23 protein-coding genes are annotated in these 24,738 nt (G+C 55.8%); 12 read left to right on the top strand and 11 right to left on the bottom strand.

Annotated elements, in window-relative coordinates:
- The first annotated feature begins 2 nt into the window (after nucleotides 1-2).
- Entirely contained in the window at nucleotides 3-1,274 is a 1,272-nt protein-coding gene (gene umuC, locus P0H77_RS12525; protein ID WP_276157230.1) for a translesion error-prone DNA polymerase V subunit UmuC, read from the top strand.
- Nucleotides 1,275-1,338: 64 nt separating this feature from the next.
- Here the strand turns inward: umuC and dsbB are convergent, their stop codons facing one another.
- Entirely contained in the window at nucleotides 1,339-1,869 is a 531-nt protein-coding gene (gene dsbB / locus P0H77_RS12520) for a disulfide bond formation protein DsbB (RefSeq protein WP_276157229.1), read from the bottom strand.
- 286 nt (nucleotides 1,870-2,155) lie between these two features.
- Between dsbB and fadR the strand changes: the two genes are divergently transcribed.
- A complete protein-coding gene (gene fadR / locus P0H77_RS12515; RefSeq protein ID WP_276165121.1) occupies nucleotides 2,156-2,875 on the top strand; it encodes a fatty acid metabolism transcriptional regulator FadR in 720 nt (239 codons plus the stop codon).
- A gap of 49 nt (nucleotides 2,876-2,924) precedes the next feature.
- On the opposite strand, the gene P0H77_RS12510 is transcribed toward fadR, so the two are convergent.
- Nucleotides 2,925-4,457, bottom strand: a complete 1,533-nt coding sequence (locus P0H77_RS12510) for a SpoVR family protein (protein ID WP_176918809.1) — start codon at nucleotides 4,455-4,457, stop codon at nucleotides 2,925-2,927.
- Nucleotides 4,458-4,778: 321 nt separating this feature from the next.
- Here P0H77_RS12510 and P0H77_RS12505 point away from each other — a divergent pair, with 321 nt between their 5' ends.
- Nucleotides 4,779-6,077, top strand: a complete 1,299-nt coding sequence (locus P0H77_RS12505) for a D-amino acid dehydrogenase (protein WP_276157228.1) — start codon at nucleotides 4,779-4,781, stop codon at nucleotides 6,075-6,077.
- Nucleotides 6,078-6,086: 9 nt separating this feature from the next.
- Nucleotides 6,087-7,157, top strand: coding sequence for a catabolic alanine racemase DadX (gene dadX / locus P0H77_RS12500; protein WP_276157227.1), 1,071 nt, complete (start codon nucleotides 6,087-6,089; stop codon nucleotides 7,155-7,157).
- 15 nt (nucleotides 7,158-7,172) lie between these two features.
- Here the strand turns inward: dadX and P0H77_RS12495 are convergent, their stop codons facing one another.
- On the bottom strand, nucleotides 7,173-7,295 hold the full coding sequence (locus P0H77_RS12495; RefSeq protein WP_276157226.1) for a hypothetical protein: 123 nt from the start codon (nucleotides 7,293-7,295) through the stop codon (nucleotides 7,173-7,175).
- A gap of 87 nt (nucleotides 7,296-7,382) precedes the next feature.
- On the opposite strand from P0H77_RS12495, the gene P0H77_RS12490 reads away from it, so the two are divergent.
- A complete protein-coding gene (locus P0H77_RS12490) occupies nucleotides 7,383-8,312 on the top strand; it encodes an Rpn family recombination-promoting nuclease/putative transposase (RefSeq protein WP_276157225.1) in 930 nt (309 codons plus the stop codon).
- 146 nt (nucleotides 8,313-8,458) lie between these two features.
- Complete coding sequence (locus P0H77_RS12485) at nucleotides 8,459-9,616, top strand: DDE-type integrase/transposase/recombinase (protein WP_276157188.1); 1,158 nt, start codon at nucleotides 8,459-8,461, stop codon at nucleotides 9,614-9,616.
- A 787-nt stretch (nucleotides 9,617-10,403) separates the two neighbouring features.
- Here P0H77_RS12485 and P0H77_RS12480 read toward each other — a convergent pair.
- Together P0H77_RS12480 and ldcA are read right to left on the bottom strand one after the other, a co-directional pair.
- Nucleotides 10,404-12,140: a potassium/proton antiporter gene (locus P0H77_RS12480; protein WP_276157224.1), complete on the bottom strand. Its 1,737-nt coding sequence runs from the start codon at nucleotides 12,138-12,140 to the stop codon at nucleotides 10,404-10,406.
- A 97-nt stretch (nucleotides 12,141-12,237) separates the two neighbouring features.
- Nucleotides 12,238-13,152 carry a muramoyltetrapeptide carboxypeptidase gene (gene ldcA / locus P0H77_RS12475; RefSeq protein ID WP_276157223.1) on the bottom strand — a complete coding sequence of 305 codons (915 nt, stop codon included), beginning with the start codon at nucleotides 13,150-13,152 and terminating at the stop codon, nucleotides 12,238-12,240.
- A gap of 95 nt (nucleotides 13,153-13,247) precedes the next feature.
- Here ldcA and emtA point away from each other — a divergent pair, with 95 nt between their 5' ends.
- Nucleotides 13,248-13,859, top strand: coding sequence for a membrane-bound lytic murein transglycosylase EmtA (emtA, locus tag P0H77_RS12470; protein ID WP_276157222.1), 612 nt, complete (start codon nucleotides 13,248-13,250; stop codon nucleotides 13,857-13,859).
- Here the strand turns inward: emtA and P0H77_RS12465 are convergent, their stop codons facing one another.
- Complete coding sequence (locus P0H77_RS12465) at nucleotides 13,860-14,591, bottom strand: flagellar brake protein (RefSeq protein ID WP_276157221.1); 732 nt, start codon at nucleotides 14,589-14,591, stop codon at nucleotides 13,860-13,862.
- A gap of 198 nt (nucleotides 14,592-14,789) precedes the next feature.
- Between P0H77_RS12465 and P0H77_RS12460 the strand changes: the two genes are divergently transcribed.
- Nucleotides 14,790-15,041, top strand: a complete 252-nt coding sequence (locus tag P0H77_RS12460; protein WP_176917839.1) for a GlsB/YeaQ/YmgE family stress response membrane protein — start codon at nucleotides 14,790-14,792, stop codon at nucleotides 15,039-15,041.
- A 48-nt stretch (nucleotides 15,042-15,089) separates the two neighbouring features.
- Here P0H77_RS12460 and P0H77_RS12455 read toward each other — a convergent pair whose 3' ends face one another.
- The 3 genes from P0H77_RS12455 to P0H77_RS12445 all read right to left on the bottom strand — a co-directional run bounded on the left by P0H77_RS12455 (nucleotide 15,090) and on the right by P0H77_RS12445 (nucleotide 20,394).
- On the bottom strand, nucleotides 15,090-17,207 hold the full coding sequence (locus P0H77_RS12455) for a TonB-dependent siderophore receptor (protein WP_276157220.1): 2,118 nt from the start codon (nucleotides 17,205-17,207) through the stop codon (nucleotides 15,090-15,092).
- Nucleotides 17,208-17,400: 193 nt separating this feature from the next.
- A complete protein-coding gene (locus tag P0H77_RS12450) occupies nucleotides 17,401-19,080 on the bottom strand; it encodes an alpha,alpha-trehalase (RefSeq protein ID WP_276157219.1) in 1,680 nt (559 codons plus the stop codon).
- Nucleotides 19,081-19,515: 435 nt separating this feature from the next.
- Nucleotides 19,516-20,394 (bottom strand): alpha/beta hydrolase, encoded by an 879-nt coding sequence (locus P0H77_RS12445; protein ID WP_276157218.1) that lies wholly within the window; start codon nucleotides 20,392-20,394, stop codon nucleotides 19,516-19,518.
- Between the two features lie 156 nt (nucleotides 20,395-20,550).
- Here P0H77_RS12445 and P0H77_RS12440 point away from each other — a divergent pair, with 156 nt between their 5' ends.
- Complete coding sequence (locus tag P0H77_RS12440) at nucleotides 20,551-21,120, top strand: ABATE domain-containing protein (protein ID WP_276157217.1); 570 nt, start codon at nucleotides 20,551-20,553, stop codon at nucleotides 21,118-21,120.
- Nucleotides 21,121-21,242: 122 nt separating this feature from the next.
- On the opposite strand, the gene P0H77_RS12435 is transcribed toward P0H77_RS12440, so the two are convergent.
- The gene (locus tag P0H77_RS12435; RefSeq protein ID WP_276157216.1) at nucleotides 21,243-22,454 is read right to left on the bottom strand and encodes an MFS transporter; all 1,212 of its coding nucleotides are present in this window, start codon (nucleotides 22,452-22,454) and stop codon (nucleotides 21,243-21,245) included.
- 119 nt (nucleotides 22,455-22,573) lie between these two features.
- Here P0H77_RS12435 and P0H77_RS12430 point away from each other — a divergent pair, with 119 nt between their 5' ends.
- From P0H77_RS12430 to P0H77_RS12420, 3 genes are read left to right on the top strand one after another with little or no spacing between them, the layout of a single operon-like run.
- Nucleotides 22,574-23,353 carry a helix-turn-helix transcriptional regulator gene (locus P0H77_RS12430; protein WP_276157215.1) on the top strand — a complete coding sequence of 260 codons (780 nt, stop codon included), beginning with the start codon at nucleotides 22,574-22,576 and terminating at the stop codon, nucleotides 23,351-23,353.
- A gap of 34 nt (nucleotides 23,354-23,387) precedes the next feature.
- Nucleotides 23,388-23,573: a hypothetical protein gene (locus P0H77_RS12425; protein WP_276157214.1), complete on the top strand. Its 186-nt coding sequence runs from the start codon at nucleotides 23,388-23,390 to the stop codon at nucleotides 23,571-23,573.
- A complete protein-coding gene (locus tag P0H77_RS12420; protein ID WP_276157213.1) occupies nucleotides 23,536-23,907 on the top strand; it encodes a cupin domain-containing protein in 372 nt (123 codons plus the stop codon). Before P0H77_RS12425 ends, P0H77_RS12420 begins: the two co-directional genes overlap by 38 nt.
- A gap of 15 nt (nucleotides 23,908-23,922) precedes the next feature.
- Here the strand turns inward: P0H77_RS12420 and P0H77_RS12415 are convergent, their stop codons facing one another.
- Entirely contained in the window at nucleotides 23,923-24,576 is a 654-nt protein-coding gene (locus P0H77_RS12415) for a GntR family transcriptional regulator (protein ID WP_276157212.1), read from the bottom strand.
- Between the last annotated feature and the right edge of the window lie 162 nt (nucleotides 24,577-24,738).

Here is a 24,738-nt window from a genome sequence, read left to right as displayed (position 1 = left end):
CCATGTTTGCGCTGGTGGATGTAAATTCTTTTTATGCCAGCTGCGAGACGGTTTTCCGACCCGATTTAAAAGGGTGGCCCGTGGTGGTGCTGTCAAATAACGACGGTTGCGTTATTGCCCGCAGCGCCGAGGCCGCGCGGCTGGGGATTAAAATGGGAGAGCCGTACTTTAAGCAACGTGCGCTTTTTCAGCAGCACCGGATTGCAGTTTTCAGCAGCAATTATGAGCTTTACGCCGACATGAGTCAGCGGGTGATGTCGATTCTGGAGGACATCATGCCCGGTATTGAGATTTACAGTATCGATGAGGCTTTCTGCGATCTGACCGGGGTGAACCACTGCCGGGATCTGACGGAGTTTGGCATCGACGTGCGGAACATCCTGCGCCAGAGAACGCATTTAACCGTCGGCGTGGGCATCGCTCCGACGAAAACGCTGGCTAAGCTGGCAAACCATGCCGCTAAAAAATGGCCGCAAACCGGCGGGGTGGTCGACCTGTCAAATCCCGTACGCCAGCGTAAACTGATGGCCCACCTGCCGGTTGACGAAGTATGGGGCGTGGGCAGGCGGATTGCTAAAAAACTGGCGATAATGGGTATCGAAAATGTGCTGCAACTGGCCGATGCAGATATCCGCTTTATCAGAAAACATTTTAGCGTCATTCTGGAAAGAACCGTCCGTGAACTGCGCGGCGAACCCTGCCTGCAAATAGACGAATTCATCCCTGAAAAGCAGGAGATCATGTGCTCCCGCTCATTTGGCGAGCGTTTAAGCGATTATCAGCCGATGCGTGAAGCGGTAAGCAGCTATGCCTCCCGGGCCGCTGAAAGAATGCGCGGTCAGCATCAATACTGCCGCTTTATTTCCGTGTTTATTAAAACCTCACCCTACGAGCCGTATCCCGCGCGCTACGACAACAGCGCTTCCGTGCGTATTCACGTTCCCACCCAGGATACGCGCGACATCATCGACGCGGCCATAAAGTGTCTTGACGCCATCTGGCGGGAAGGGCATCGCTATCAGAAAGCGGGCGTTATGCTCAGCGACTTTTTCAGCCAGGGGGTGGCGCAGCTCAACCTGTTTGACAGCAATGCGCCGCGCGTCAATAGCGAGCCGCTGATGGCGGTACTGGATGCGCTGAATAAGAAGCAGGGGAAAGGAACGCTATTTTTTGCCGGGCAGGGCATTGAACAGCAGTGGCAGATGAAGCGTGAAATGCTCTCGCCACGCTATACCACGCGCTTTTCTGATTTACCGCGTGTGCGCCTGAGGTAACAAAAAAAGCCCGGCAGCGTTGCGCTTGCCGGGCTGACTAACGGGGAGTGCAGGTCAGGCAGAATTAACGGCCAAACAGATCGCGTTTTTTCGGCTTAAAGGGCTGAGCTATCAGCACCAGGACGGCGACAACCAGGTACGCGGCAAAAATACCGACCAGCCACTGCGGCATTTCCAGCGTCAGGAAAGACCATTGACGTTCGGCACAGTCGCCGGAAGCAACAAACACCTGCGGTAGCCACTTATCCAGCGGCAACCAGCTCGGGAAGCGTGCGGCAAAGTCGCAGGTCTGGAACGGCGACGGATGCAGCTGGATCATGGTGTGTTCCCACGCCAGCTGGACACCGCGCCAGGCGCTATACAGCCAGATGAGGAGCGCGACATAGCGCAGCGGCGTTTTAGGCGCTATCGCACCAACCAGACCCGCACCCATCACCCCGAACAGCGCGCTACGTTCATAAATACACAGCACGCAGGGCTTGAGCAGCATAACGTGCTGGAACCACAGCGCGACCATTTCCAGCGCAAAGGCGGTCAGCGCCATCAACAACCATGCTCCGCGACCGCGTGAGCACTGGTTTAAAAATCGCAACATAATCATTTCCCTGGAACATGCTAAGAGACCGCAGTGTAAACGAAATCATTCAGGACGCCACTAGCAGTACGGAAAATATTGCATAAATGCGTACTTACTATGCAGAAAGTCAAATCAAACGGCAAAGCTGCCAGCGAAGGATAAGAAATCGCTATGCCAGCCGACGAAATAAAAGCTAAAAAATGAAACCGCGATCCCTTTTTAATTGATTAACCGTGCTATCTGCCCCGCGGGAGCTCTGGTATGATGAGTGAACGTTGCAACGCTGAGTAATGGAAACATCACTATGGTAATTAAGGCGCAAAGCCCGGCGGGTTTCGCTGAAGAGTACATTATTGAAAGCATCTGGAATAGCCGTTTCCCTCCGGGATCTATCCTGCCTGCTGAACGCGAACTCTCTGAATTAATTGGCGTAACGCGCACAACTTTACGTGAAGTATTGCAACGCCTGGCACGTGATGGCTGGCTGACCATTCAGCACGGTAAGCCGACAAAAGTGAATAATTTCTGGGAAACGTCCGGTCTGAATATTCTCGAAACGCTGGCGCGCCTCGATCATGAAAGCGTCCCGCAGCTGATCGACAATTTGCTCTCGGTACGCACCAATATTTCAACCATCTTTATCCGCACCGCCTTCCGTCAGCATCCGGAGCGTGCGCTGGAGGTGTTGAATAGCGCCAGGGCAATTGAAGATCACGCCGACGCTTTTGCTGAGCTGGATTACAATATCTTCCGCGGGCTGGCCTTTGCGTCCGGCAATCCGATTTATGGCCTGATCCTCAACGGCATGAAAGGGCTTTATACGCGCATTGGTCGCCACTATTTCGCCAATCCGGAAGCTCGCAGTCTGGCGCTGGGGTTTTATCATCGGCTGGTGGAGCTTTGCGAGCAGAACCTGCATGAGCAGGTGTATGAAACGATCCGTCGCTACGGACGTGAAAGCGGTGAGATCTGGCATCGGATGCAAAAAACGTTGCCGGGTGATTTAGCTATTCAGGGCCGATAATTTACGGACTGGCCGGGTGAGGCTCGACGCTCACCCGGCACGCTCCATCTTACAGCGAACTCATCTTCGACGAACTCCGCTCCAGCAGTTCAATGCTGCCATCGGCATTCTGCTGTTCCAGCTGCACATCAAATCCCCACAGACGATGCACGTGTTTCAACACCTCGCGCCGCCCCTTATCCAGCGGTACGCGATTGTGCGGAATATAGCGCAGGGTCAGCGAACGGTCGCCGCGCAGGTCCACATTCCAGACCTGAATATTCGGCTCAAGGTTGCTCAGGTTATACTGCGAGGAGAGACGCGAGCGCAGTTCACGATAGCCTTCTTCATTATGAATGGCGGAGATCTCCAGATAATTATGGTGATCGTCATCCACCACGCTAAACAGGCGGAAATCGCGCATTACCTTTGGCGACAGGAACTGGCTGATAAAACTCTCGTCTTTGAAATCACGCATCGCGAAATGCAGCGTTTCCAGCCAGTCGGAACCGGCAATATCCGGGAACCAGTATTTATCCTCTTCCGTCGGCGACTGGCAAATCCGTTTGATGTCCTGGAACATCGCAAATCCCAGCGCATAAGGATTAATACCGCTATACCACTGACTGTTATACGGCGGCTGGAAAATCACGTTAGTGTGGCTGTGCAAAAACTCCAGCATAAACCGTTCGGTCACTTTCCCTTCATCATAAAGATGATTGAGAATGGTGTAGTGCCAGAACGTTGCCCAGCCTTCGTTCATCACCTGCGTCTGTTTTTGCGGATAGAAATACTGGCTGACCTTGCGCACAATACGCAGGATTTCACGCTGCCATGGTTCGAGCAGCGGCGCATTTTTCTCCATAAAATAGAGCAGATTCTCCTGCGGCTCGGAAGGATAGCGGCGCGCTTCAATTACCGCTCTTTCTTCTTCGCGTTTGGGCAGCGTGCGCCACAGGGTATTCACCTGGCTTTGCAGATACTCTTCACGGCTTTTTTGCCGCGCTTTCTCCTCCTGAAGCGAGATTTTCTGCGGACGTTTGTAGCGGTCCACACCGTAATTCATCAACGCATGACAGGAGTCGAGTAGCTTCTCGACTTCATCCACACCGTAACGCTCTTCACACTGGGTGATGTAGTTGCGCGCGAAAATCAGATAATCGACGATGGAGCTGGCGTCGGTCCAGCTGCGAAACAGATAATTATTTTTAAAGAAGGAGTTATGGCCGTAGCAGGCATGCGCCATCACCAGCGCCTGCATGGTAATGGTATTTTCTTCCATCAGATAGGCGATGCAGGGATTGGAGTTGATCACAATCTCATACGCCAGCCCCTGCTGACCGTGCTTATACAGTCGCTCCGTCTCAATGAATTTTTTACCGAACGACCAGTGCGGATAGTTAATCGGCATCCCGACGCTGGAATAGGCGTCCATCATCTGCTCAGAGGTGATGACTTCAATCTGGTGCGGGTAGGTATCCAGCCGATAGTGCTTTGCGACGCGGTCAATCTCCTGGAGATACACTTCCAGCAGCTCAAACGTCCAGTCGGGTCCATCGCTCAAACGTATCGTGTCCTTATTCATGGAATCAATCGTTGCCATTAGCGCGCCCTCATTGTTGGCGGCCCTCTCTGTCTGGAGAGCCTCATTTCAAGCATAGAACACCGGATAAAATGCGTGCAGGGTAAGAAATCTTTTCTTTACCGCCTTTCCAGAGCAACATAATAAAAAACTATTTTTTTCCGGTTTTTTATGCTGGATAAAAATATCCTCCAGCAGGAGATGCCAAAAGCGGGCTTGCCATAGCTGACGGGCATGATGTGAGGTAGCTCACCATAAAAAAGTCGAATGTTGAATAATATTTTCATCTGAGTTATCAATTTGTAATCAGACGATTGTTCTTTTACTCATGATGGAGTGGATATGCACGTTGTCGTACTGGGAAGTGGCGTCGTAGGCGTGACCAGCGCCTGGTATTTACGTCAGGCAGGGCACGACGTAACGGTGATCGACAGGGCATCCGGCCCGGCACTGGAGACCAGCGCCGCCAACGCCGGACAAATTTCCCCCGGCTATGCTGCACCGTGGGCCGCGCCCGGTGTGCCGCTCAAGGCGATCAAGTGGATGTTTCAGCGTCATGCGCCGCTGGCCATCTCCCTCGACGGCACGCCGTCACAGCTCAAATGGATGTGGCAAATGCTGCGCAACTGCGACACCCGGCACTATATGGAAAATAAAGGGCGGATGGTGCGTCTGGCCGAGTATAGTCGCGATTGCCTGAAGGTGCTGCGTGCTGAGACTGGCATTCAGTACGAAGGACGGCAGGGGGGCACGCTTCAGTTATTCCGCACCGCGCAGCAGTATGAAAATGCCGCGCGGGATATTGCGGTGCTGGAAGAGGCGGGCGTGCCGTATCAGTTGCTGGAAGCCAGTCGTCTGGCGGAAGCCGAGCCTGCGCTGGCGGAGGTCTCGCACCGTCTCACCGGTGGGCTGCGGCTGCCTAATGACGAAACCGGCGACTGCCAGCTTTTCAGTCAGCGTCTGGCGGACATGGCGCAACAGGCAGGCGTGGTCTTCCGCTATAACACGCCAGTAGATCGGCTACTGTATGAAAGTAATAAAATCTATGCGGTGAAATGCGGCGATGAGATCGTCAAAGCCGATGCTTACGTCATGGCCTTTGGCTCGTATTCAACCTCAATACTCAAAGGGCTGGTCGATATTCCGGTCTATCCGCTGAAAGGCTACTCGCTAACTATTCCCATTGCCGAAGAGGATGGTGCGCCCGTTTCAACTATCCTTGATGAAACCTACAAAATTGCTATTACCCGTTTTGAGCAGCGTATTCGCGTCGGCGGGATGGCGGAAATTGTCGGCTTTAATACCCAGCTATTGCAGCCGCGTCGGGAAACGCTGGAAATGGTGGTTCGCGATCTCTTTCCACGCGGCGGAAAGGTTGAACAGGCAACCTTCTGGACCGGTCTGCGACCGATGACGCCGGACGGCACGCCGATAGTCGGACGCACGGGGTATAAAAATCTGTGGCTGAACACCGGTCACGGTACGCTGGGCTGGACCATGGCCTGCGGCTCCGGCCAGCTTATCAGCGACCTTATCTCCGGGCGGACGCCCGCCATTCCGTTCGACGATCTTGGCGTGGCGCGCTACGGGGCGGGTTTCAGACCGTCCTCTTCCACGCATTTGCACGGTGCACACTCATAAGGAGCCGTTATGTCCCGACCCGTTCTTGCCACGCTGGATCTCAGCGCGCTGCGGCAGAATTTGCTCATTGTTCGTCGCGCCGCGCCCGATGCCCGCATCTGGTCGGTTGTTAAGGCAAACGCCTATGGGCATGGACTGGATCGTGTATGGAACGCCTTAGGCGCGACCGATGGCTTTGCGCTGCTTAATCTGGAAGAGGCGATTCTGTTACGTGAGCGCGGCTGGAAAGGGCCGATCCTGATGCTGGAAGGCTTTTTCCACGCAGATGAACTGGAGCTGTTTGATAAGTACCGGTTGACCACCAGCATACACAGTAACTGGCAAATCAAAGTGATTCAGAATGCCCGTCTGCATGCGCCGCTGGATGTTTATTTGAAAATCAACAGCGGTATGAACCGTCTCGGTTTTATGCCGGATCGCATTCACACGGTCTGGCAGCAGCTGCGAGGCCTGAGCAACGTCGGCGGACTGACGCTGATGGCGCATTTTGCCGATGCGGAAAAACCCGACGGCATTACTCATGCTATGCAGCATATTGAACAGGCGGCCGAGGGAATTGACGCGCCACGCTCGCTGTCTAATTCGGCGGCGACGTTATGGCATCCGGAAGCCCATTTTGACTGGGTACGTCCGGGGATTGTGCTGTACGGCGCCTCGCCTTCCGGACAGTGGCAGGATATCGCCGACAGCGGACTGAAGCCGGTGATGACGTTGCGCAGCGAGATCATTGGCGTGCAGAATTTGAAAGCAGGAGACACAGTTGGCTATGGTAGCCGTTATCGTGCAGGTGGAGAGCAGCGGATTGGGATTGTCGCCTGTGGCTATGCCGACGGCTATCCGCGCCACGCACCTGACGGCACGCCGGTGCTGGTAGACGGCGTACGCACCCGGCTGATTGGCGCGGTGTCGATGGATATGCTGGCAGTTGATCTCACGCCGTGCCCCCAGGCAGGTATTGGCACCTCGGTTGAGTTGTGGGGACAGGAGATCAAAATTGATGAGGTCGCAGCCGCCGCTGGCACTATCGGTTATGAATTAATGTGCGCCCTGGCAGCGCGGGTGCCGGTTGTGACGGTGTAACGTTTGGTGGTGTCACTATTGGCTGGTGATGTACTGTCCGATCGGTAAATCTAACGTAAAATTCCCGCCCCGGAAACGGAAGTATCTGCCTGGTAACAGCAGCGCCAGTACCACCAGCAGGCCAATTTTTTTCTGCATACCGTCATCATCCTTAATAAAAAAGGCACTCTATAAAATATAAAGCACTGTGGTAATATACAGCGGTTACGCAAAGGAGCCGCGAACATGACGAAAAAACAGGTCACACCAACTCCCCACGATGCGATGTTTAAACAGTTTCTGGCGCATCCTGACACCGCCAGAGATTTTATGGAACTACATTTACCCACCGAACTGCGCAGCCACTGTGATTTAAATACCCTGAAACTGGAATCAGGGTCGTTTCTTGAAGATGATTTACGCCCATATTATAGCGATGTGCTGTACAGCCTTAAAACCACCACGGGGAATGGCTATATTCATGTGCTGATTGAACATCAAAGCAGGCCCGACAGCCATATGGCGTTTCGCCTGATGAGGTATGCAATCGGTGCGATGCAGCGCCATCTGGATGCCGGACATCAAAAATTACCATTGGTGATCCCGGTTCTGTTTTACGCCGGAAAACGCAGCCCTTATCCATACTCAACGTGCTGGCTTCAGGAATTTGATAACCCTGCGTTGGCTGAAAAATTATACAATAATGCCTTTCCGCTGGTGGATGTCACGGTCATCCCGGACGATGAGATCATGGAACACCGCAGCATGGCGGCGCTCACCCTGCTACAAAAACACATTTACCAGCGCGATTTAATTGAACTTATTGATAAACTGGGGCGGGTTTTGCGGGCGGATTACAATACCGGACAACAGGTAATATCGCTGGTAAACTACATTATACAGGTAGGGGAATCGGCAGACGCAGACGCTTTTTTACGCGAACTGGCACAGCGTGTGCCGCAGCACGGAGATAAACTCATGACCATTGCACAACAACTGGAACAGAAAGGGATTGAGAAAGGGATTGAGAAAGGGATTGAGAAAGGCATGGAAAAAGGGCGAATCAACGAAGCGCTGAAAATAGCCCGTAATTTATTACAACAGGGGATATCGCACGACGTCATTCTGGAAGTCACCGGTTTGAGTGAGCGAGAATTAAAGCAACTGCATTCCTGAGAGTGAAAACGGCTCTCATCATTAATCAATTTGCTTATCCTGTGCCGCCTGCCCGGTGGCGCTGGGTATGAACCGGAAACATGGGTAACACTTTAGACCGGATACATGGGTAACAGTTATAACTGGCATAGAAGAGGAGACTCGCTATGCCCTGGACTGAGACCCGACCTATGCAACGCCTTGATTTCATCCGTGCCTGCCATGCAGGTACGGATTCCTTCTCCGCTCTTTGCCGTCTTTTTGGCATCAGCCGAAAAACCGGTTACAAATGGCTTGAGCGTTTTGACCCTTCTGACCTGTCATCTCTCTCCGACCGGTCGCGCGCTCCCCATTCCCACTCCCGGACGGTTCCGGATGATATCGTCGGACATCTCACTGCCCTGCGGCAAAAACACCCTGACTGGGGGCCTAAAAAACTGCGGATGTGGTTACTCAATCATCATGTCGATTTTGCCGTACCTGCTGCCAGTACTATCGGCGATATCCTTAAGCGTAAAGGCCTGGTCCCGGATAAAAAGAAAAAACGCAGAACGCCGGGTAATCGCCAGCCCCTGACCACCATCAGTGAGAACAATCAGGTCTGGAGTGCTGATTTTAAAGGTAAGTTCAGGTTGCTGAGCGGAGAATACTGCCATCCCTTCACCCTGACCGACAATCACAGCCGGTATCTGCTGAGCTGCCGGGGAACACACCGGGAGAGTGAGTCCTTTGTCAGAGCGTGCCTGACCGATGCGTTCCTGGAATATGGTCTGCCGGAAGTGCTCAGAACCGATAACGGTCAGCCCTTCGCGGGAACAGGTATAGCCGGATTAAGTCGCCTTGCCGTCTGGCTAATCAAGCTGGGTATCAGACCGGAACGCATCAGAAAGGGTCATCCGGAAGAAAATGGCCGCCATGAACGAATGCACCGTTCCCTGAAAAGTGCGGTGAAATACGGTAACACCTTCATGACGATGGAAGAACAACAGCGGTGGTTCAGTGATTACAGGGAGGAGTTTAACTATGAAAGACCGCATGAAGCACTGGCGGGCGCAACGCCCGGAACGGTGTGGCAGCCCTCGGGTCGACACTGGGATGGCAGGGTTCCTGAATACACTTATCCGGCAGAAGGAATGGTCTACAGGGTGAAATCGAGGGGAACACTTTATATGGGTAAAAAGGGGACGGTGTTCCTGAGTGAAGCGTTGACGGATGAGTACATTATGATGAAAGAACAGGATGATGGCCTGGAGGCCATCATCTTTAATGGAATAACGCTTGCGTACTATGATCGAAAAACCCAGAGTATGATCCGGATAGACTAAAAGTGTTACCTATGTTCCCGGTCTGATCTGTCACCTATGTATCCGGTCATACACTGCGCTTACCGGGCCTACAATCTTAGTGCCAGAATCAACCTTTACCGTAGGCCGGGCAAGGCGAAGCCGCCTCCCGGCATCGCGTCCACCATAGCCAACGCCGCACCGCCTGCCCGGTGGCGCTGCGCTTACCGGGCCTACAATCTTAGTGCCAGAATCAACCTTTGCCGTAGGCCGGGCAAGGCGAAGCCGCTTCCGGCATCGCGCCCACAATAGCCAACGCCGTACCGCCTGCCCGGTGGCGCTGCGCTTACCGGGCCTACAATCTTAGTGCCAGACTCAACCTTTACCGTAGGCCGGGCAAGGCGAAGCCGCCTCCCGGCATCGCGTCCACCATAGCCAACGCCGCACCGCCTGCCCGGTGGCGCTGCGCTTACCGGGCCTACAATCTTAGTGCCAGAATCAACCTTTGCCGTAGGCCGGGCAAGGCGAAGCCGCTTCCGGCATCGCGCCCACAATAGCCAACGCCGTACCGCCTGCCCGGTGGCGCTGCGCTTACCGGGCCTACAATCTTAGTGCCAGACTCAACCTTTACCGTAGGCCGGGCAAGGCGAAGCCGCTTCCGGCATCGCGCCCACAATAGCCAACGCCGTACCGCCTGCCCGGTGGCGCTGTGCTTACCGGGCCTACAATCTTAGTGCCAGACTCAACCTTTACCGTAGGCCGGGCAAGGTGAAGCCGCCTCCCGGCATCGCGTCCACCATAGCCAACATCTCCGCCAGCTAACGGCATGTCATCCCACCGCGTCCTCTTCCGCCACGCGCACGCCGACTTTACGCACGTCGTTATCTTCTTTTTCTGCCACTGTCCACACCATACCCGCAAATTCCACCTGATCGCCCACCACCGGCGCAGCGCCGAGCAGCCGCTGCACAATCTCACCCAGCGACTGCTGGCTATCACGGAATTCTTCACCGCCGTCCAGCCCATAAATCATTGCCACATCGGCGAATTTGGCGCTGGCTTCAAGGATAAAGTCGCCAAAGAAACGCTGATCGAGCGATACCGGCGGTGAATGGCTGAATAATTTACCGAGCGCCGGAAGATCGCGCTCGCGGCCAATCACGCACAGCACATCGTTTTCCCGCAGCCGCGTACTGCCTGTCGGATGCAGCAATGCATTATCACGAAACAGCGCGGCGATGCGCGTTTCACGCGGCATGTGCAGATCGCGCAGGGCGGCACCGACGCACCACTGATCGGCGCTGAGCTGGTAAATAAACTGTTCCCACGGGTTATCCGGATGAATATCCAGCCCGACCCGCGATTCCGGCCAGCCGACGGGAGGTACCACCACTTTGGCCTTTTTCGCGGCCCAGCCGAGCGACGTCCCCTGTAACAGCAGCGAAATCAGCACCACGAAGAAGGCGACGTTAAAAAACAGCCGCGCGTTTTCCAGACCCGCCATCATCGGGAACACCGCCAGAATAATCGGCACCGCGCCGCGCAGGCCCACCCAGCTGATAAAAATACGTTCGCGCAGATTAAACCCGCGAAACGGTAGCAAAGAGGCGAACACCGACAGCGGGCGGGCGACGAAAATCATCCATGCCGACAGGATCAGGGCCAGCACGGCGATAGGCAGCAGATCCGACGGCGTTACCAGCAGGCCCAGCACCAGGAACATGCCGATCTGCGACAGCCAGGCCAGGCCATCAAAGTTTTGCAGAATACCGAAGCGGTTGCGGATAGGACGATTCCCCAGCCAGAAGCCGCAAAGATACACCGCCAGAATGCCGCTGCCGTCAAGAGACGTTGTCAGCGCAAAGACCAGGATCCCGCCGCTCAGTGCCAGCAGCGGGTACAATCCCGCAGGCAGGCTAATACGGTTAATCATCTGCTGTAACAGATAGCCGCCGGAAAGCCCGATCACAATACCCAGCCCGAACTGCTGAATAATATGCACCACGAACATCCAGCTCAGCGCGGTTTCATGCTGCTGGATCATCTCTATCAGGGTAATGGTTAAAAATACCGCCATCGGATCGTTACTGCCGGATTCAATTTCCAGCGTTGACCCCACACGCTCATTAAGCCCTTTGCCGCCAAGCAGCGAAAACACCGCTGCCGCATCGGTCGAGCCGACAATCGCGCCGATCAGCAGACCTTCAATCATATTGAGCTTAAACAGCCACGCCGCCATCATGCCCGTCAGCCCGGAGGTGATTAACACGCCGACGGTCGCCAGTGAAATGGCCGGACCCAGCGCCACGCGAAACGAACTGGCCTGGGTACGCATCCCGCCATCAAGCAGGATCACCGCCAGCGCCAGGTTACTGATCATATAAGCCAGCGGATAGTTATCGAAGGGAATGCCGCCAATGCCATCGACACCTGCCAGCATGCCGATAGCCAGAAAGATAACCAGGATAGGAATACCAAGACGCGACGAAAATGAACTCAATAAAATGCTACTGGTGATTAACACCGAACCCAGAATGAACAGACTAATTATCGCCGTGGCGTCCAAAGTTCACGTACTCCTCATCTTCGTGAATGGTCTTTGCAAAAAAGTACCATATTTGCAAGAATTCGATGAGACTAATACGTGCCATGAATGGATTTTTTTAGGTATTTAGCACCGGATGACCGCTCACCGTCAGCGTCGAGGTTGTCCCGTGGTGAACCAGCGTCGCCTGCGCCCCGAGCGGTAACGTTACGGTGCGCGGCTCATGGCCAAAATCCAGTCCGCTAATCACCGGCACGCGAAGACGCGAACGCAAATAGCGGCACATGCTCTGCAAATCGTAACCAGCATCATAGTCATTGGCGGCAACGCCGCTAAAACTGCCCAGCACGATGGCCTGCTGACGGTTAAGGATGCCTGCATAATGAAGCTGGAGCAGCATGCGCTCAACGCGGAACGGATGTTCGTTAATATCTTCGATCGCCAGAATGCCGTTTTCAATCGCGGGCAGCCAGGGGGTGCCGATAAGCGAGACCAGCATCGCCAGATTGCCGCCCCATAACGTGCCGGAGGCCTTACAGGCCGGGCCGCCGCCGTTCCACTCAAGCGTGAAGACCGGATTACGCAGCGCCTGCCAGAAATGGTATTCGGTAAACGCGTCCAGCGTTTCTGCGCCAAAATTGCCGGCCAGCATCGGGCCGCTGAAGGTGATCGCGTTACCGGCCGCCAGCAGGCCCATCTGAATGGCGGTGAAATCACTGTGGCCGCAAATCAACAGCGGATCCTGCTGCTGGCGCGCGACCAGCGCTGGCCAGTCGATATCCTCCAGCAGGCGGCTGGCTCCGTAGCCACCGCGTACCGCCATTACGATCCGGTTTTCCCCTACAAGCGTCGCCAGGGCATTGATATCCGCCAGACGGGCCTGCTCCGGGCCAGCAAAACGCTGCTCGCGGCGCAGAATGACCTCACGATTTTCCACCTGATGCCCGGCAGCTTCGAGACGTTCAACGCCACGCGCCGCGGCAATCTGGTTAATGCAATAGCCGGAAGGGGCAATAAGATGAATCAGAGACATGGCATTTCCTTGCTGGGAATGAAACGGTTATCATGCATTTAACCCCAACCGTTGTCATCCGCAGCGGCGGATTGCAGGTATAAAAGGATTGATGCGTGAAATTAAGATGGTTTGCTTTTTTGATTGTATTACTGGCCGGATGTTCGTCAAAACAGGATTATACCAACCCGCCGTGGAACCCTGAAGTGCCGGTGAAACGGGCGATGCAGTGGATGCCGATAAGCCAGAAAGCGGGTGAGGCGTGGGGTGTCAGCCCGCGGCTGATCACGGCGATTATCGCCATCGAATCCGGCGGTAATCCGACGGTGGTCAGCAAATCTAATGCCGTAGGATTGATGCAGCTTAAAGCCTCAACGTCGGGGCGCGACGTGTATCGCCATATGGGCTGGAGCGGACAGCCGTCCACCAGCGAGCTGAAAAATCCGGAGCGCAATATCTCGATGGGCACCGCCTATTTGAGCATTCTGGAACACGGCGCGCTGGCGGGGATCAAAGATCCGGAAACCATGCAATACGCGCTGGTGGTGGCATATGCCAACGGGGCAGGCGCATTGCTCAGAACCTTTTCATCCGATCGTAAAGAAGCGATTGAAGAAATTAACGATTTAAGCCCGGACGAATTTGTTGAGCACGTCGCCGACAAACATCCATCGCCGCAGGCTCCGCGCTACATCTGGAAGGTGCAGAAAGCGATGGACGCCATGTAATCAGCGGACTTTTTTGGCGCGTTCGCGCGCCTCGCGCTCCAGCGAGAAAATAATCCGCTGGAGTTCGCGTTCCACCGCCGGGTTAACGTTAAGAAAGCGGAAACTCAGGCGCGGCGTGCTGATGGTTTCATTCTTACCGTCCACCACCTTGCGCTCGGTAATGGCGATCAGCTGCACATCAAAATGAAAACGCCCCCATTCACCCATATCCAGTTCAATCTGCGACAGACGCACGCCTGGCTGCAAACAGTCCGGCGGCGCGTTATCCATTAATGCCCCCATCCCGCCCAGCGACAAATCGTATAAACGAAAGCGGAGGGCGCTGTTATCGGCAAGTGTTGCATGACAGAAATAGGCCGGGTGCAGGGGGGCGCTGATGCGAAAATATTCCCGGCGCTGCAAAAACCACAGCGACGGCGGCAGAGGAGTAACAAACGCCGGAAGCTGCTGCCAGGCAGCGCTACGCAATGCGGGCAGATGAAATTCCACCTTCGCGCCCTGGGTCTCGGCGGTGATCTCAATACCCTGCGCGCGCTGAACCGCGCTATTTTCATAATCCTGGCTGCCGAAATCGATGATCAGCTGTTCCTGCGTCACGTCCAGAATGCGACTGATAAATTGTCCGGATGCCCAGCACACGCGGATTGGGATCTGCTGCTTATGCAGATCGCGCAGCACGCCCAGGACCGCCAGCGGGTTCTGTTTAAGAAATTGTTCACTGTGATGAGTCACGCTCAATAATTCCCTGATGATATTTCTTTGCTGAAGTATCGGCGGCTGGCGGCAGAACTTCATAGCAGCGATTTATTTTTTTGCCAGTGAGAAAAATTTTCTCCGTCGCCGCACTTTTATCAGGATCTACCTATACTTGAAACGTTAGCGCAGGGAAACAACACCTGCATTTTGTGTGACTTACAGGAGGATGGACTAATGGGTATTATTGCCTGGATCGTATTTGGACTTATCGCAGGTATTATTGCCAAACTGATCATGCCGGGACGCGATGGGGGTGGTTTCTTCCTCACCTGTATCCTCGGGATTATTGGTGCGGTGGTCGGTGGCTGGCTGAGTACGCTGTTTGGTATTGGCGGCCCGGTAAGCGGCTTTAACCTGGGTAGCTTTATGGTCGCGGTGGTAGGTGCCATTGTGGTGCTGGCTATCTTCCGTATGGTGCGCCGATAACCTGTATTGCCGTTTTCGCCGGGCAGCGTCTGCTGCCCGGCACATTCATCAGAAGTTGTAACCTACCGTCGCAATCACGCTTCGTTCCGCTCCCACATAGCAGTTCCCTGTTCCGTAACAGCCCGCCACATAGTCACGATCGGTCAGATTGTTAGCGTTAACCTGGACAAATGCCCCTTTCAGGGATGGCGTCCACGCGCCCAGATCGGCTCGTACCGAGGCATCCAGCAGGGTCGTTGACGGCAGACGCTCGGTATTCTGATCGTCGGCCCACTGCTTACCAATGTAACGCACGCCGGTACCGACACTGATCCCGCCCGCAAACTGGTAGTGCGCCCAGAACGAGGCCATCTGATCCGGCGTCAGCTGCGGCATATTACCGTCGTTGCCGTCGAGCGAATCCTGGAAGCGCAGACGGTTCCAGGTGTACGACGCAATGGTGCTCAGCTCAGGGGTAAGTTGATTACGCGCTTCCAGCTCCACGCCCTGCGAATGCACCTTACCGGCCGGAATAAAGGTCGCGGTGGCGATGTTAATATCGCGGGTTGCCACATCTTTCTGCGTTAAATCATAAATCGCCACGCTATACAGATCGGACGTTCCCGGCGGCTGGAACTTCAGACCAGCTTCGTACTGCTCGGCGGTGGTCGGTTTCAGCAGCGTGCCGTCGGCACCCGCCAGCGTTGCCGGGGTGATGGCTTCGCTGTAGCTGATATACGGCGATAAACCGTTTTCGAAAGCATAAAGCAGTGACGCGCGCGTGCTGACATGATCGTCCGAGCGACGGCTTTTGGTGCTGTTGGTATCACTGACCTGCTCAGACACAATGCGGTCGAAGCGTCCGGATAAGTCAAGATGCCAGCGGTTCCACACCATCTCATCCTGCAGATACGCCCCGGTCTGATAGTAACGACGATTGTTATAGTCGCTGTAGGTAATAGTGTGTCCGGTTTGCGGCGTATAGCCGGTATACGGATTCAGCGCGGCGGCATCGCCTGCGCCGGTCCACAAATCATTGCGGAAGCGGTGGTATTCTCCGCCGAGGACAACGGTGTGTGCCACCTCACCGGTGGAGAAATCAGCCTGAACGCGGTTATCGGTTGACCAGGCATCCAGCGAGCCGCGCGAGCCGCTGTACCCGCGAGACAGATTGTCGGAACCGTCGATCCAGCCGACCTGATAGACCTGATCCAGCGAGACATTGGAGTGGGTGTAGCTGCCGCTGGAATGCACCGACCAGATATCGTCAAACTGATGGTCGAATTCCATACTGTAAATCTGCTCGCGGCGCTTATAGCCATCGCCCGGATCGCCTTCATTGGTGCTGTTCGACAGTTTGTGACCGTTGTGCGCGTAGCGCGTACCGTCCAGCGGCAGCGAGCCGTGATAGCCGGCGGACGGATCTTTTTGCAGATACGCGCGCAGCAGCAGGCTGGTGTCAGTGTCCGGTTGCCACAGCAGGGAAGGCGAGATGGCATAACGCTCTTCGCGGGTATGGTCGTACTGGGTATCGCTGGTGCGGGTCATACCGATGATACGGTACGCCCACTGGTCGTTGATGGCATCGGTATAATCAAACGCGCCGCCTTTGGTATTCTGCGTGCCTCCGCTCAGGCGAACGTGACCTTCTGACGTAAACTGCGGACGCTTAGAGGTCAAATTCACCAGCCCACCCGGCACGCTCTGCCCGTACAGCGCCGACGACGGCCCTTTCACCACGTCCACGCGCTCAATGAACCACGGGTCGATCTGAATCACGTTATGGCTGCCGCCGTCGCTCATCAGGCGCATGCCGTCGAGGAACAGGTTATCCACGTCGCCGCCGTGGAAGCCGCGCAGTGATACGGTGTCGAAACGGGTCGCGCCGCCGCTAAAATTGGAGTACACCCCCGGCGTATAATTGAGTGCCTGACTGATGGTATTGGCACCCTGATCGTCCATCTGCTGACGCGTGACCACCGAGACCGACTGGGCGGTGGTAATGAGCGGTTCATCGGTTTTCGTGGAGCCGCGCGAGGTTTTCGCGGTGTAGCCTTTGGTTGGCGCAACGGCAGACTCAACGGGGGCGGCGGTCACCACCACCGTTTCTTCCGCCAGCGCAAAAGGAGGCAGCGCCAGCGCCAGGGCGCAGGCCAGCGTGGAGCGTTTAGCAATCAATCGGGTCATCGCACATTCCGGGGTTGTGTAAAATCGTAACAATGGAATGCGAATTATTATTGTTATCGTTTCAGTGTTCAAGCATTTTAGGCGCAGAAAGCCTTGCCAAATCAAGGGATTCAGCATTAAGTCGATATCAGAAAAGGAAAATTAATGATGCAAGAGATGGCCCACTACCAGAACGGGTAGTGGGCCAGAGCGATTACTGCGCCTGTTTTTGGGTCAGTGAATCGTCATTTGCCGCCTGAGGGCGAGAGGAAGGCACGTTGTCGCAGGGTTTATCCTTCGGACAAACCAGGTCAAGCATTTTCAGCGTGACGCCGTTAGTCCAGCCAAAGCCATCCTGCAGCGGATACTCGCCACCGCCGCCGCCAGTACCGGTGGAGCTGACATCATATTTTTCCACCAGCTTCTTCTCTCTGTCGTAAGTGTGCTGAACGTTGGTCAGGAAGCGCCAGGTCACATCCATCGCCACTTTTTCATGGCCATAATTTTGCAGTCCTTCGGTCGCCACCCACTGGAGCGGAGCCCAGCCGTTCGGCGCATCCCACTGCTGCCCGGTGTTGACAGTGGTGGTGGTAATGCCGCCGGGTTTCAGCAACTGTGAGGCGGTGGCGGTGGCAACTTTATCCGCCCGATCTTTCGCCGCCGCATTCACGTACAGCGGGAACAACGCAGCGGCGGTAAGCTGATTGCGCACCTTTTTCGTTTTCAGATCGTAATCGGCGTACCAGCCCTCTTTATCGTTCCACAGGTAAGTTTCCATCGCCCGCTGGCGCGCGCTGGCTTCGGCGTCATACTGACTGGCTTTGGCACTATCGCCCGCGGCTTTACTGGCGCGGGCCAGCACTTTCTCCATCTTGAACATCAGCGAGTTCAGATCCACCGGCACGATGCTGGTGGTACGCAGAGTACCGAGCTTATTCGGATCGTCCATCCAGCGGGAGCTGAAGTCCCAGCCGGAGGCCGCCCCGGCGCGCAGATCGCGATAAACCTCGGTCGCCGGCCGATTCGGCGTATTTTTCGCGGTGGTCACATCGTCGAGCCACGATTCGGTACGCGGCGCGTCGCGCTCATCCCAGTAGCGATTAAGCACCGCGCCATCGTCCAGCTTAACCACCCGTTTATTGGTTTGCCCGGCGGCCAGCGAATCCGCGCCTTCCATCCAGTAGTTGTGCTCTTTTTCCAGCTGCGGCAGATACTGTTTTAACACTTCATCGCCTTTGTGATCGGTCAGCAACTCCACCATAAACGCAAAAAACGGCGGCTGCGAGCGGCTGAGATAGTAGCTGCGGTTGCCGTTCGGAATATGTCCGAAGGTATCAATTTCCCAGGCGAAGTTGGCGATCATATCCTCGATTTTATCCCAGTGACCGCTCTCTGCCAGACCCAGCATGGTGAAGTAGCTGTCCCAGTAATAGACCTCGCGGAAGCGTCCGCCGGGAACCACATAGGATTCAGGCAGCGGCAGCAGGGAATCCCACTTGCTCGCGCTATCGGTAGTGCGGGTCAGCACCGGCCACAGGTCGTCGATATGCGCGCGAAGGGTCTGGCCCGCAGGCGGCACATATTTATCACCTTCGCCCGGCAGCGTAAAATTCACGTCCACAAAGTGGCGCAGATCAAAACCTCGCTGGCTGCGCTGCATCCGGTAATCGGCGAGGATCATCAGCGGATCGCCCTTTGGCACCGCATCGGCAAAAGTCTTCTGATCGGGGAACAGTTTGGCGCTCTGCACATCGGTAAAAAGCGGGCCGAGCAGGATATCTGGCGGTTGTTTGACCGCATCATCCGCCAGTGCGGCTTCGGCAGCGAACAGCAGCGTGCCGAGGGCAATGTTCAGCGCGAGCACAGAAGGGCGGCGCGTAGCAGGTATTGTCATCGATTATTCTCCTTAGGCCAGGCGATCAGCAGATCCGCTGCAATCAACCATCTGAAAACCTTAGACGAATATCGCCCGCAGCGCGTGACGAATGTGGCATTTTGCGGCGTGGCAGACATTTTTATGTCGCAAAATGGCGGCAAAAAATGACGCGTGGGTCGGCTTTGTTGGGAGCGGCGTCGGTTTTAATCATTACCGGCGGCGAGTTTCAGTCGGCTGGCTCCCGGCGGCTGCCCGGTAACCCGTTTAAACGCCCGACTGAATGCGGCCTGTGAGGTATTGCCCTTGGGTTTTCTGGAGCATGGCGGTGGGCGTAGTGATGCTGGTCGCGGGACTACTGACAGGACTACGGGTGCGGGTAGATGTCGCCACCGCACCAGCACAGGATTAATAAAACTGCCGCGCGCACTGTCGCGGCGCGGCGGTTTTACCTTATTACACCGCCTCGCCAATGACTTCGCGAATGCGTTTAGCGATATAACCCACATGGGTTTCCAGCGCAAAATGACCGGTATCCAGCAGTTCCACCACCGCGTGCGGATTATCACGTTGCCAGGCTTTCGCGCCGGGTGGAATGAAGAACGGATCGTGTTTGCCCCAGATCACCAGCGTTGGCAACTGTCTGGCGCGGAAAAAAGCCTGGAAATCCGGGTAGCGCGTTAAGTTGTTGGCATAGTCGAGGAACAGATCCAGCTGGATCGCTTTGTTGCCCGGCCGCTCCATCAGCAGCGTATCCAGATGCCAGGTTTCCGGCGCGACACTCTGCGGATCCTGCACGCCGTGCAGATACTGCCAGCGAATTCCTTCCATATTTAACACCGCATCGTTGACCACCTGACGATTGGCCTGCGACGGATCGTCCCAGTAGGCGCGCACCGGCTCCCACGCATCACCGAGCCCTTCAAGGTAGGCATTACCGTTTTGCGAAATCAGACCGCTGACCCGCTCAGGATAATTCAGGGCCAGACGCAGCCCGGCGGGCGCACCGTAATCAAACACGTAAAGCGCATAACGCTTCAGATCCAGCGCATCAACAAACGCGGTCAGCGTCTGGCCGAGGGCGTCAAAGGAATAGGGATAATCGCGCGCATCCGGCATCTCGGTAAAGCCAAAGCCCGGCAGATCGGGAGCTATCAGGTGGAATTTATCGGCCAGCAGCGGGATCAGCTCACGGAACTGATGGGAAGAACTGGCAAACCCGTGGACCAGCAGCAATACCGGCAGCGAAGGATCGCCGGCTTCCCGGTAAAATACGCGCACGCCGTCGGCCTCGGCAAACTGATAGCGAACCGGATAATGAATGTTGGTAGTCATCAATGCCTCCAGGATGTAACTGTTAAAATGACAATATGTGGTTACACAGTGTCAGTATGCGCAAAATAAGTAACCAGTCAAATTGTTTTTTAAGGGTTACATCGGCGCGTATTTCAGCTACCATAAGTGAAAGTGTTTTTATTATTGAGGTGTTCTATGACGTCTGACCACGCCCCTTTATTTCTGGCGGATCATGCTGCGCTGGATTTTCTGAATACGGTTATGCAGGTAAACGGCCAGCCGCAGGACATGTGGCAGTCAGACGAGGATGTCATGGCCTGGCTTACCCATGCAGGGCTGGCAAGTCCGGTTGAGACAGCGTCGTGGGCCGCGGGCGAGTTACTGCAACAGGCGCGACAACTACGGGAAACGATTCGCGTCCTGGTGGCGCAGAAGAAAGCGGGGGAAACATTGCAGCCGGAGGCGCTGAATCATTTCCTGGCGTCGATCCCCGCCTGTAAACAACTGCGTAGCGGCAGCGGTGATAGCGTAGAGATAGTGAAAATCTATCCCGGCCACAGTGCGGCGCATTTACTGGGACCGGTGGCGGAACTGGCGGCTTCATTGCTCGCTGAACCCGATTTTGGCCTCATCAGAACCTGCGAGCATCCCGACTGTACGCTGTGGTTTTACGATCACACCAAATCACATCGCCGCCGCTGGTGCAGCATGGCGCTGTGCGGCAACCGCGCCAAAGTGGCGCGTTTCCGCGAGCAGCAAAAATAGCGGCGGGAAAGGGCATACAGCATGAAAAAAGGGAGGGCCCGTCGGATAACAGAGCGCCCCCCAAACCCTCAGTCATATGGATGGCGTCGGTGCGCGCATCTCTTATAACGGCTCACATTGCACTACGCGTGTTGCTCAGTCTTCACCGCGTCCACAAGCGGCAGATGACGCGCTCTGCCAGCCAGATAGCCGAGCAGCGACAGAACCAGTGCCAGCACGGTGCAGCCAGTCAGCGGCAGTTTCCAGCCCCCCAGACTGTCGTGCAGCAGGCCCACCAGCGGCGGCCCGCCAGCTGCCAGCAGATAACCCACGCACTGCGCCATTCCGGAGAGCGTCGCCGCCTGTAGCGCATTACGGGAGCGCAGGCTGATAAAGGCAAGCCCGAGGATCACGCCCGCGCCGGTGCTTATCCCAATCAGCACCACCCATAACGTTGCCAGCGATGGCGCCAGCAGCAGGCCGCCCAGACTGATCGCGCCGATCAGGGCGAAACCCACCCCCGGCACGCGCTGATCGCGCAGTCGGCCGAGCAGCGGCCCGATAAAAAAGCCGGGGAGGGCCGTCGCCAGTTGCAGAACACCGTGCAGCGATCCGGCTTCTGCGGTACTAAAGCCGAGGTTTGCCAGCATCGCGGGGAGCCAGGAAACAATAATGTAGTAAATAAATGAGTTAAGGCCGAAAAACAGGGAGACCTGCCAGGCCAGCGCCGCACGCCAGACTCCTGACGCGTGACGGCGATGCTCGCCGTGCTGTGCCGCAGGCCGCGGCGTATGACGCGATAATTGCGGTAGCCAGACGGCTACTGCGATGAGCGGAAGCAGCAACGTGCTCAGCAGCGCATTATGCCACCCGGCGTGAAGCGGTTGCGCCAGGGGGATCATCACCGCCGACCCCAGCGCGGCGGCCAGTCCCATGGTCAGGGCATACAGCCCGGTCAGGCTCGCCGCGCGATGCGGCAGATCGCGCTTTAAAATACCGGGCAGCAGCACATTACCAATAGCAATGCCTGAGCCCACGATCAGGGTTCCGGCATACAGTCCGGGTAGCCCGGCATACGAGCGCACTACGATACCGACCGCAATAACGATCAGCGCCAGAAATAACGCCTTCTCCATCCCCAACCGGTGCGCTACTCCGGCAGCGAAAGGTGAGAAGGCGGCAAAAGCCAGTAATGGCAGCGTCTGCACCAGGCCCGCCAGGGTCGCCGTTAAGCCCAGTTCAGCACGGATCATCTCCAGCAGCGGTGCGACGCTGGTAAACGGCGCGCGCAGGTTAGTGGCGATCAGCAGAATGCCAACAATAAGCAGCAGGTTTTTTTTATGCACGTTACGCATGATTTTTGCTCTGAATCAAATTTCAGCCTTACTATAAAGGCTTGCCGCTTTGCCGTAATATCGATATAACAACAATCTATCGCTAAATTTCGCCAACACTGGCGCAGCACATTCTCGCTATGTCGTTACTGCATTCCCTTGAACATTTTGCTATCGATCGCAACCCGAATCCGGTGGTGGCGCTGAAGGTGCACTCTGCCGGGCAACAGGAAGAGGTGCCGTTTCACCGCCATCGTAAAGGGCAGCTGATTCTGACGCTGCACGGCGGCGTTACTTGTCTGGCACCGACGGCATACTGGATGATCCCGGTTAACTGCGCCGCGTGGATCCCCGCCGGGGTAGCTCACAGCAACCGGGTAACGCCTTCTGGCGACGTTTTATTTTTATATATTGAGCCGGACGTACAGGGTATGCCGCAGGCGTGTTGCACCCTGCAAATCAGCCCCATGCTGCGCGAGATGCTGAAACATTTTGCCGATCTGCCGCAGGATTATTTGTCCGACAGCCCCGTTGCCCGTTTTGCGCAGGTGATGCTGCATGAATTAACCCTGATGCCGGTAGAACAGCTGAGCCTGCCAATCAGCGAGCATCCCCGGATCAAACAGCTGGCGGACAGTCTGATGGCCAATCCGGCAGATCGTTGCCCGCTCGCGGTATGGGCCAGCCGCCTGGCAATGAGTCCCCGCAGCTTTGAACGTTTCGTACTGAAAGAGACCGGCATGACCTTTGGCCGCTGGCGGCGGCAGCTTCAGGTGCTGGTTGCTATTCGCCTGCTGGTGACCGGAATGTCGGTGCAGAATACCGCCTGGGAACTGGGCTACGACTCGGTAACGGCATTTATTACCATGTTCAAAAAGACCCTTGGCACTACGCCGGGGCAGTATCTCAATAACGACTAGTATTAAAGGGTGTCGACAACAAAGGAGAATAACGATGCCCGACCATCATCAGCCCCCGGTTTTACCGCAGACGCAACATTTCGTTGCCCATGAATGGGTCCCTAATCATCCTTTTCTGACGGTGCTGCTTTATCAGCGCGTGGTGACCGAAGGGGATATCGCCAGCCAGTTTGAGCAGCGTTTTGCCGATAACGGCTGGCCGCCGCAATGGCGTCTTTGACTATCATCATTACCACTCTACCGCGCATGAGGTACTGGGCATTGCCGCCGGTTCGGCTCGCCTGCTGCTGGGTGGTCCGGGCGGTAAAGAATTCAACGTGCGTAAAGGCGATGTGATATTGCTGCCGGCGGGCACCGGGCATCGCCGGTTATCCGCCTCCGACGATTTTCTGGTGGTTGGCGCGTATCCACCCGGGCAGGAGCCGGATCTGTGTAAGACGGCGGCGACGCCGGAGATGCTGGCCCGTATTGCCTCGCTGCCGTTTCCTGACAGCGATCCGGTGAATGGTATGACGCCTGCCCTTAGCGAATACTGGCAGCGGTCAAGGAAATAGGGCTTCGCAGCTGGTTTAGTTATCCAGTTGACTGATAATTGCGAGGCGGGCGCGATAGCCATTGCGGATATGCTGACAGGCAGCGTCCTGCGCCGCCTCAGCATCGCGGCGGGTGAGGGCATCAACCATCGCCTGATGCTCGCACTTTGCCTCTTCCGCCCGGTCCGACAGCGCATAGGTGGTACCACGCAGCAGTGACAGATGAATGCGCAGATTATCCAGCATCTCATTAAGATACGGATTGTGGGTGGAGCGATAAATCTGCCGGTGAAACAGGCGGTTATGATCGTGCAGCGCTTTACTGTCGGTCAGCGTTTTTTCTGCATCCACCATGCGTTGCAGGAGCGCGATTTCTTCATCAGAGGCGGCTGCCACCGCCAGCTGCATGGCAATCTTCTCCAGTCCTTCACGGACGGCAAAAAGCTGACGCAGACGGTCATAGCTGATATTGGCGACGATCAAACCGCGTTGCGGCCCCGGCTCTGCCAGGCCCAGAGTTTCCAGGCGATGCAGTGCCTCGCGGATAGGGGTTCTGCTAAGGCCAAACTGTGCGGCCAGCCGGGTTTCCTGTAGTCGTTCGCCGGGCAGCAGCTCGCCGCGTTCAATCGCCGTGATCAGTATCTCGAAAGGTGACAACGTCACATCACGCTCGCCAGGTTTTACGTTCATAATTTCAGAGGTTTTTTTCCAGTTTACAGGCCAGAAGCGCGTACCATGAATGTAGCGCCATATTGCCACAGTAAATCATGTTTCATCGCTCATTTGTTCTTAGCATAGCTAAAAATCGTCTTTTGACCTTCGCGCCATCGCTGGTATGTTGAGGGCCTGATT

This window comes from Superficieibacter sp. HKU1, assembly GCF_029319185.1.
Taxonomy (GTDB): Bacteria; Pseudomonadota; Gammaproteobacteria; order Enterobacterales; family Enterobacteriaceae; genus Superficieibacter.
The sequence above is the reverse complement of the archived record's forward strand: the minus strand, read 5'-3'. Positions and strand labels throughout refer to the sequence as shown.

What these genes read in the sequence shown, in the direction of transcription:
- P0H77_RS12490 (WP_276157225.1), top strand. Translation starts at nt 7,383, where the DNA reads ATGACGAAAAAACAGGTCACACCAACTCCCCACGATGCGATGTTTAAA.
- P0H77_RS12455 (WP_276157220.1), bottom strand. Translation starts at nt 17,207, where the DNA reads ATGACCCGATTGATTGCTAAACGCTCCACGCTGGCCTGCGCCCTGGCG.
- P0H77_RS12485 (WP_276157188.1), top strand. Translation starts at nt 8,459, where the DNA reads ATGCCCTGGACTGAGACCCGACCTATGCAACGCCTTGATTTCATCCGT.
- fadR (WP_276165121.1), top strand. Translation starts at nt 2,156, where the DNA reads ATGGTAATTAAGGCGCAAAGCCCGGCGGGTTTCGCTGAAGAGTACATT.
- P0H77_RS12415 (WP_276157212.1), bottom strand. Translation starts at nt 24,576, where the DNA reads ATGAACGTAAAACCTGGCGAGCGTGATGTGACGTTGTCACCTTTCGAG.
- ldcA (WP_276157223.1), bottom strand. Translation starts at nt 13,152, where the DNA reads ATGTCTCTGATTCATCTTATTGCCCCTTCCGGCTATTGCATTAACCAG.
- P0H77_RS12425 (WP_276157214.1), top strand. Translation starts at nt 23,388, where the DNA reads ATGCCCGACCATCATCAGCCCCCGGTTTTACCGCAGACGCAACATTTC.
- P0H77_RS12460 (WP_176917839.1), top strand. Translation starts at nt 14,790, where the DNA reads ATGGGTATTATTGCCTGGATCGTATTTGGACTTATCGCAGGTATTATT.
- P0H77_RS12440 (WP_276157217.1), top strand. Translation starts at nt 20,551, where the DNA reads ATGACGTCTGACCACGCCCCTTTATTTCTGGCGGATCATGCTGCGCTG.
- dadX (WP_276157227.1), top strand. Translation starts at nt 6,087, where the DNA reads ATGTCCCGACCCGTTCTTGCCACGCTGGATCTCAGCGCGCTGCGGCAG.
- P0H77_RS12495 (WP_276157226.1), bottom strand. Translation starts at nt 7,295, where the DNA reads ATGCAGAAAAAAATTGGCCTGCTGGTGGTACTGGCGCTGCTGTTACCA.
- umuC (WP_276157230.1), top strand. Translation starts at nt 3, where the DNA reads ATGTTTGCGCTGGTGGATGTAAATTCTTTTTATGCCAGCTGCGAGACG.
- dsbB (WP_276157229.1), bottom strand. Translation starts at nt 1,869, where the DNA reads ATGTTGCGATTTTTAAACCAGTGCTCACGCGGTCGCGGAGCATGGTTG.
- P0H77_RS12505 (WP_276157228.1), top strand. Translation starts at nt 4,779, where the DNA reads ATGCACGTTGTCGTACTGGGAAGTGGCGTCGTAGGCGTGACCAGCGCC.
- P0H77_RS12510 (WP_176918809.1), bottom strand. Translation starts at nt 4,457, where the DNA reads ATGGCAACGATTGATTCCATGAATAAGGACACGATACGTTTGAGCGAT.
- P0H77_RS12445 (WP_276157218.1), bottom strand. Translation starts at nt 20,394, where the DNA reads ATGACTACCAACATTCATTATCCGGTTCGCTATCAGTTTGCCGAGGCC.
- P0H77_RS12450 (WP_276157219.1), bottom strand. Translation starts at nt 19,080, where the DNA reads ATGACAATACCTGCTACGCGCCGCCCTTCTGTGCTCGCGCTGAACATT.
- P0H77_RS12430 (WP_276157215.1), top strand. Translation starts at nt 22,574, where the DNA reads ATGTCGTTACTGCATTCCCTTGAACATTTTGCTATCGATCGCAACCCG.
- P0H77_RS12435 (WP_276157216.1), bottom strand. Translation starts at nt 22,454, where the DNA reads ATGCGTAACGTGCATAAAAAAAACCTGCTGCTTATTGTTGGCATTCTG.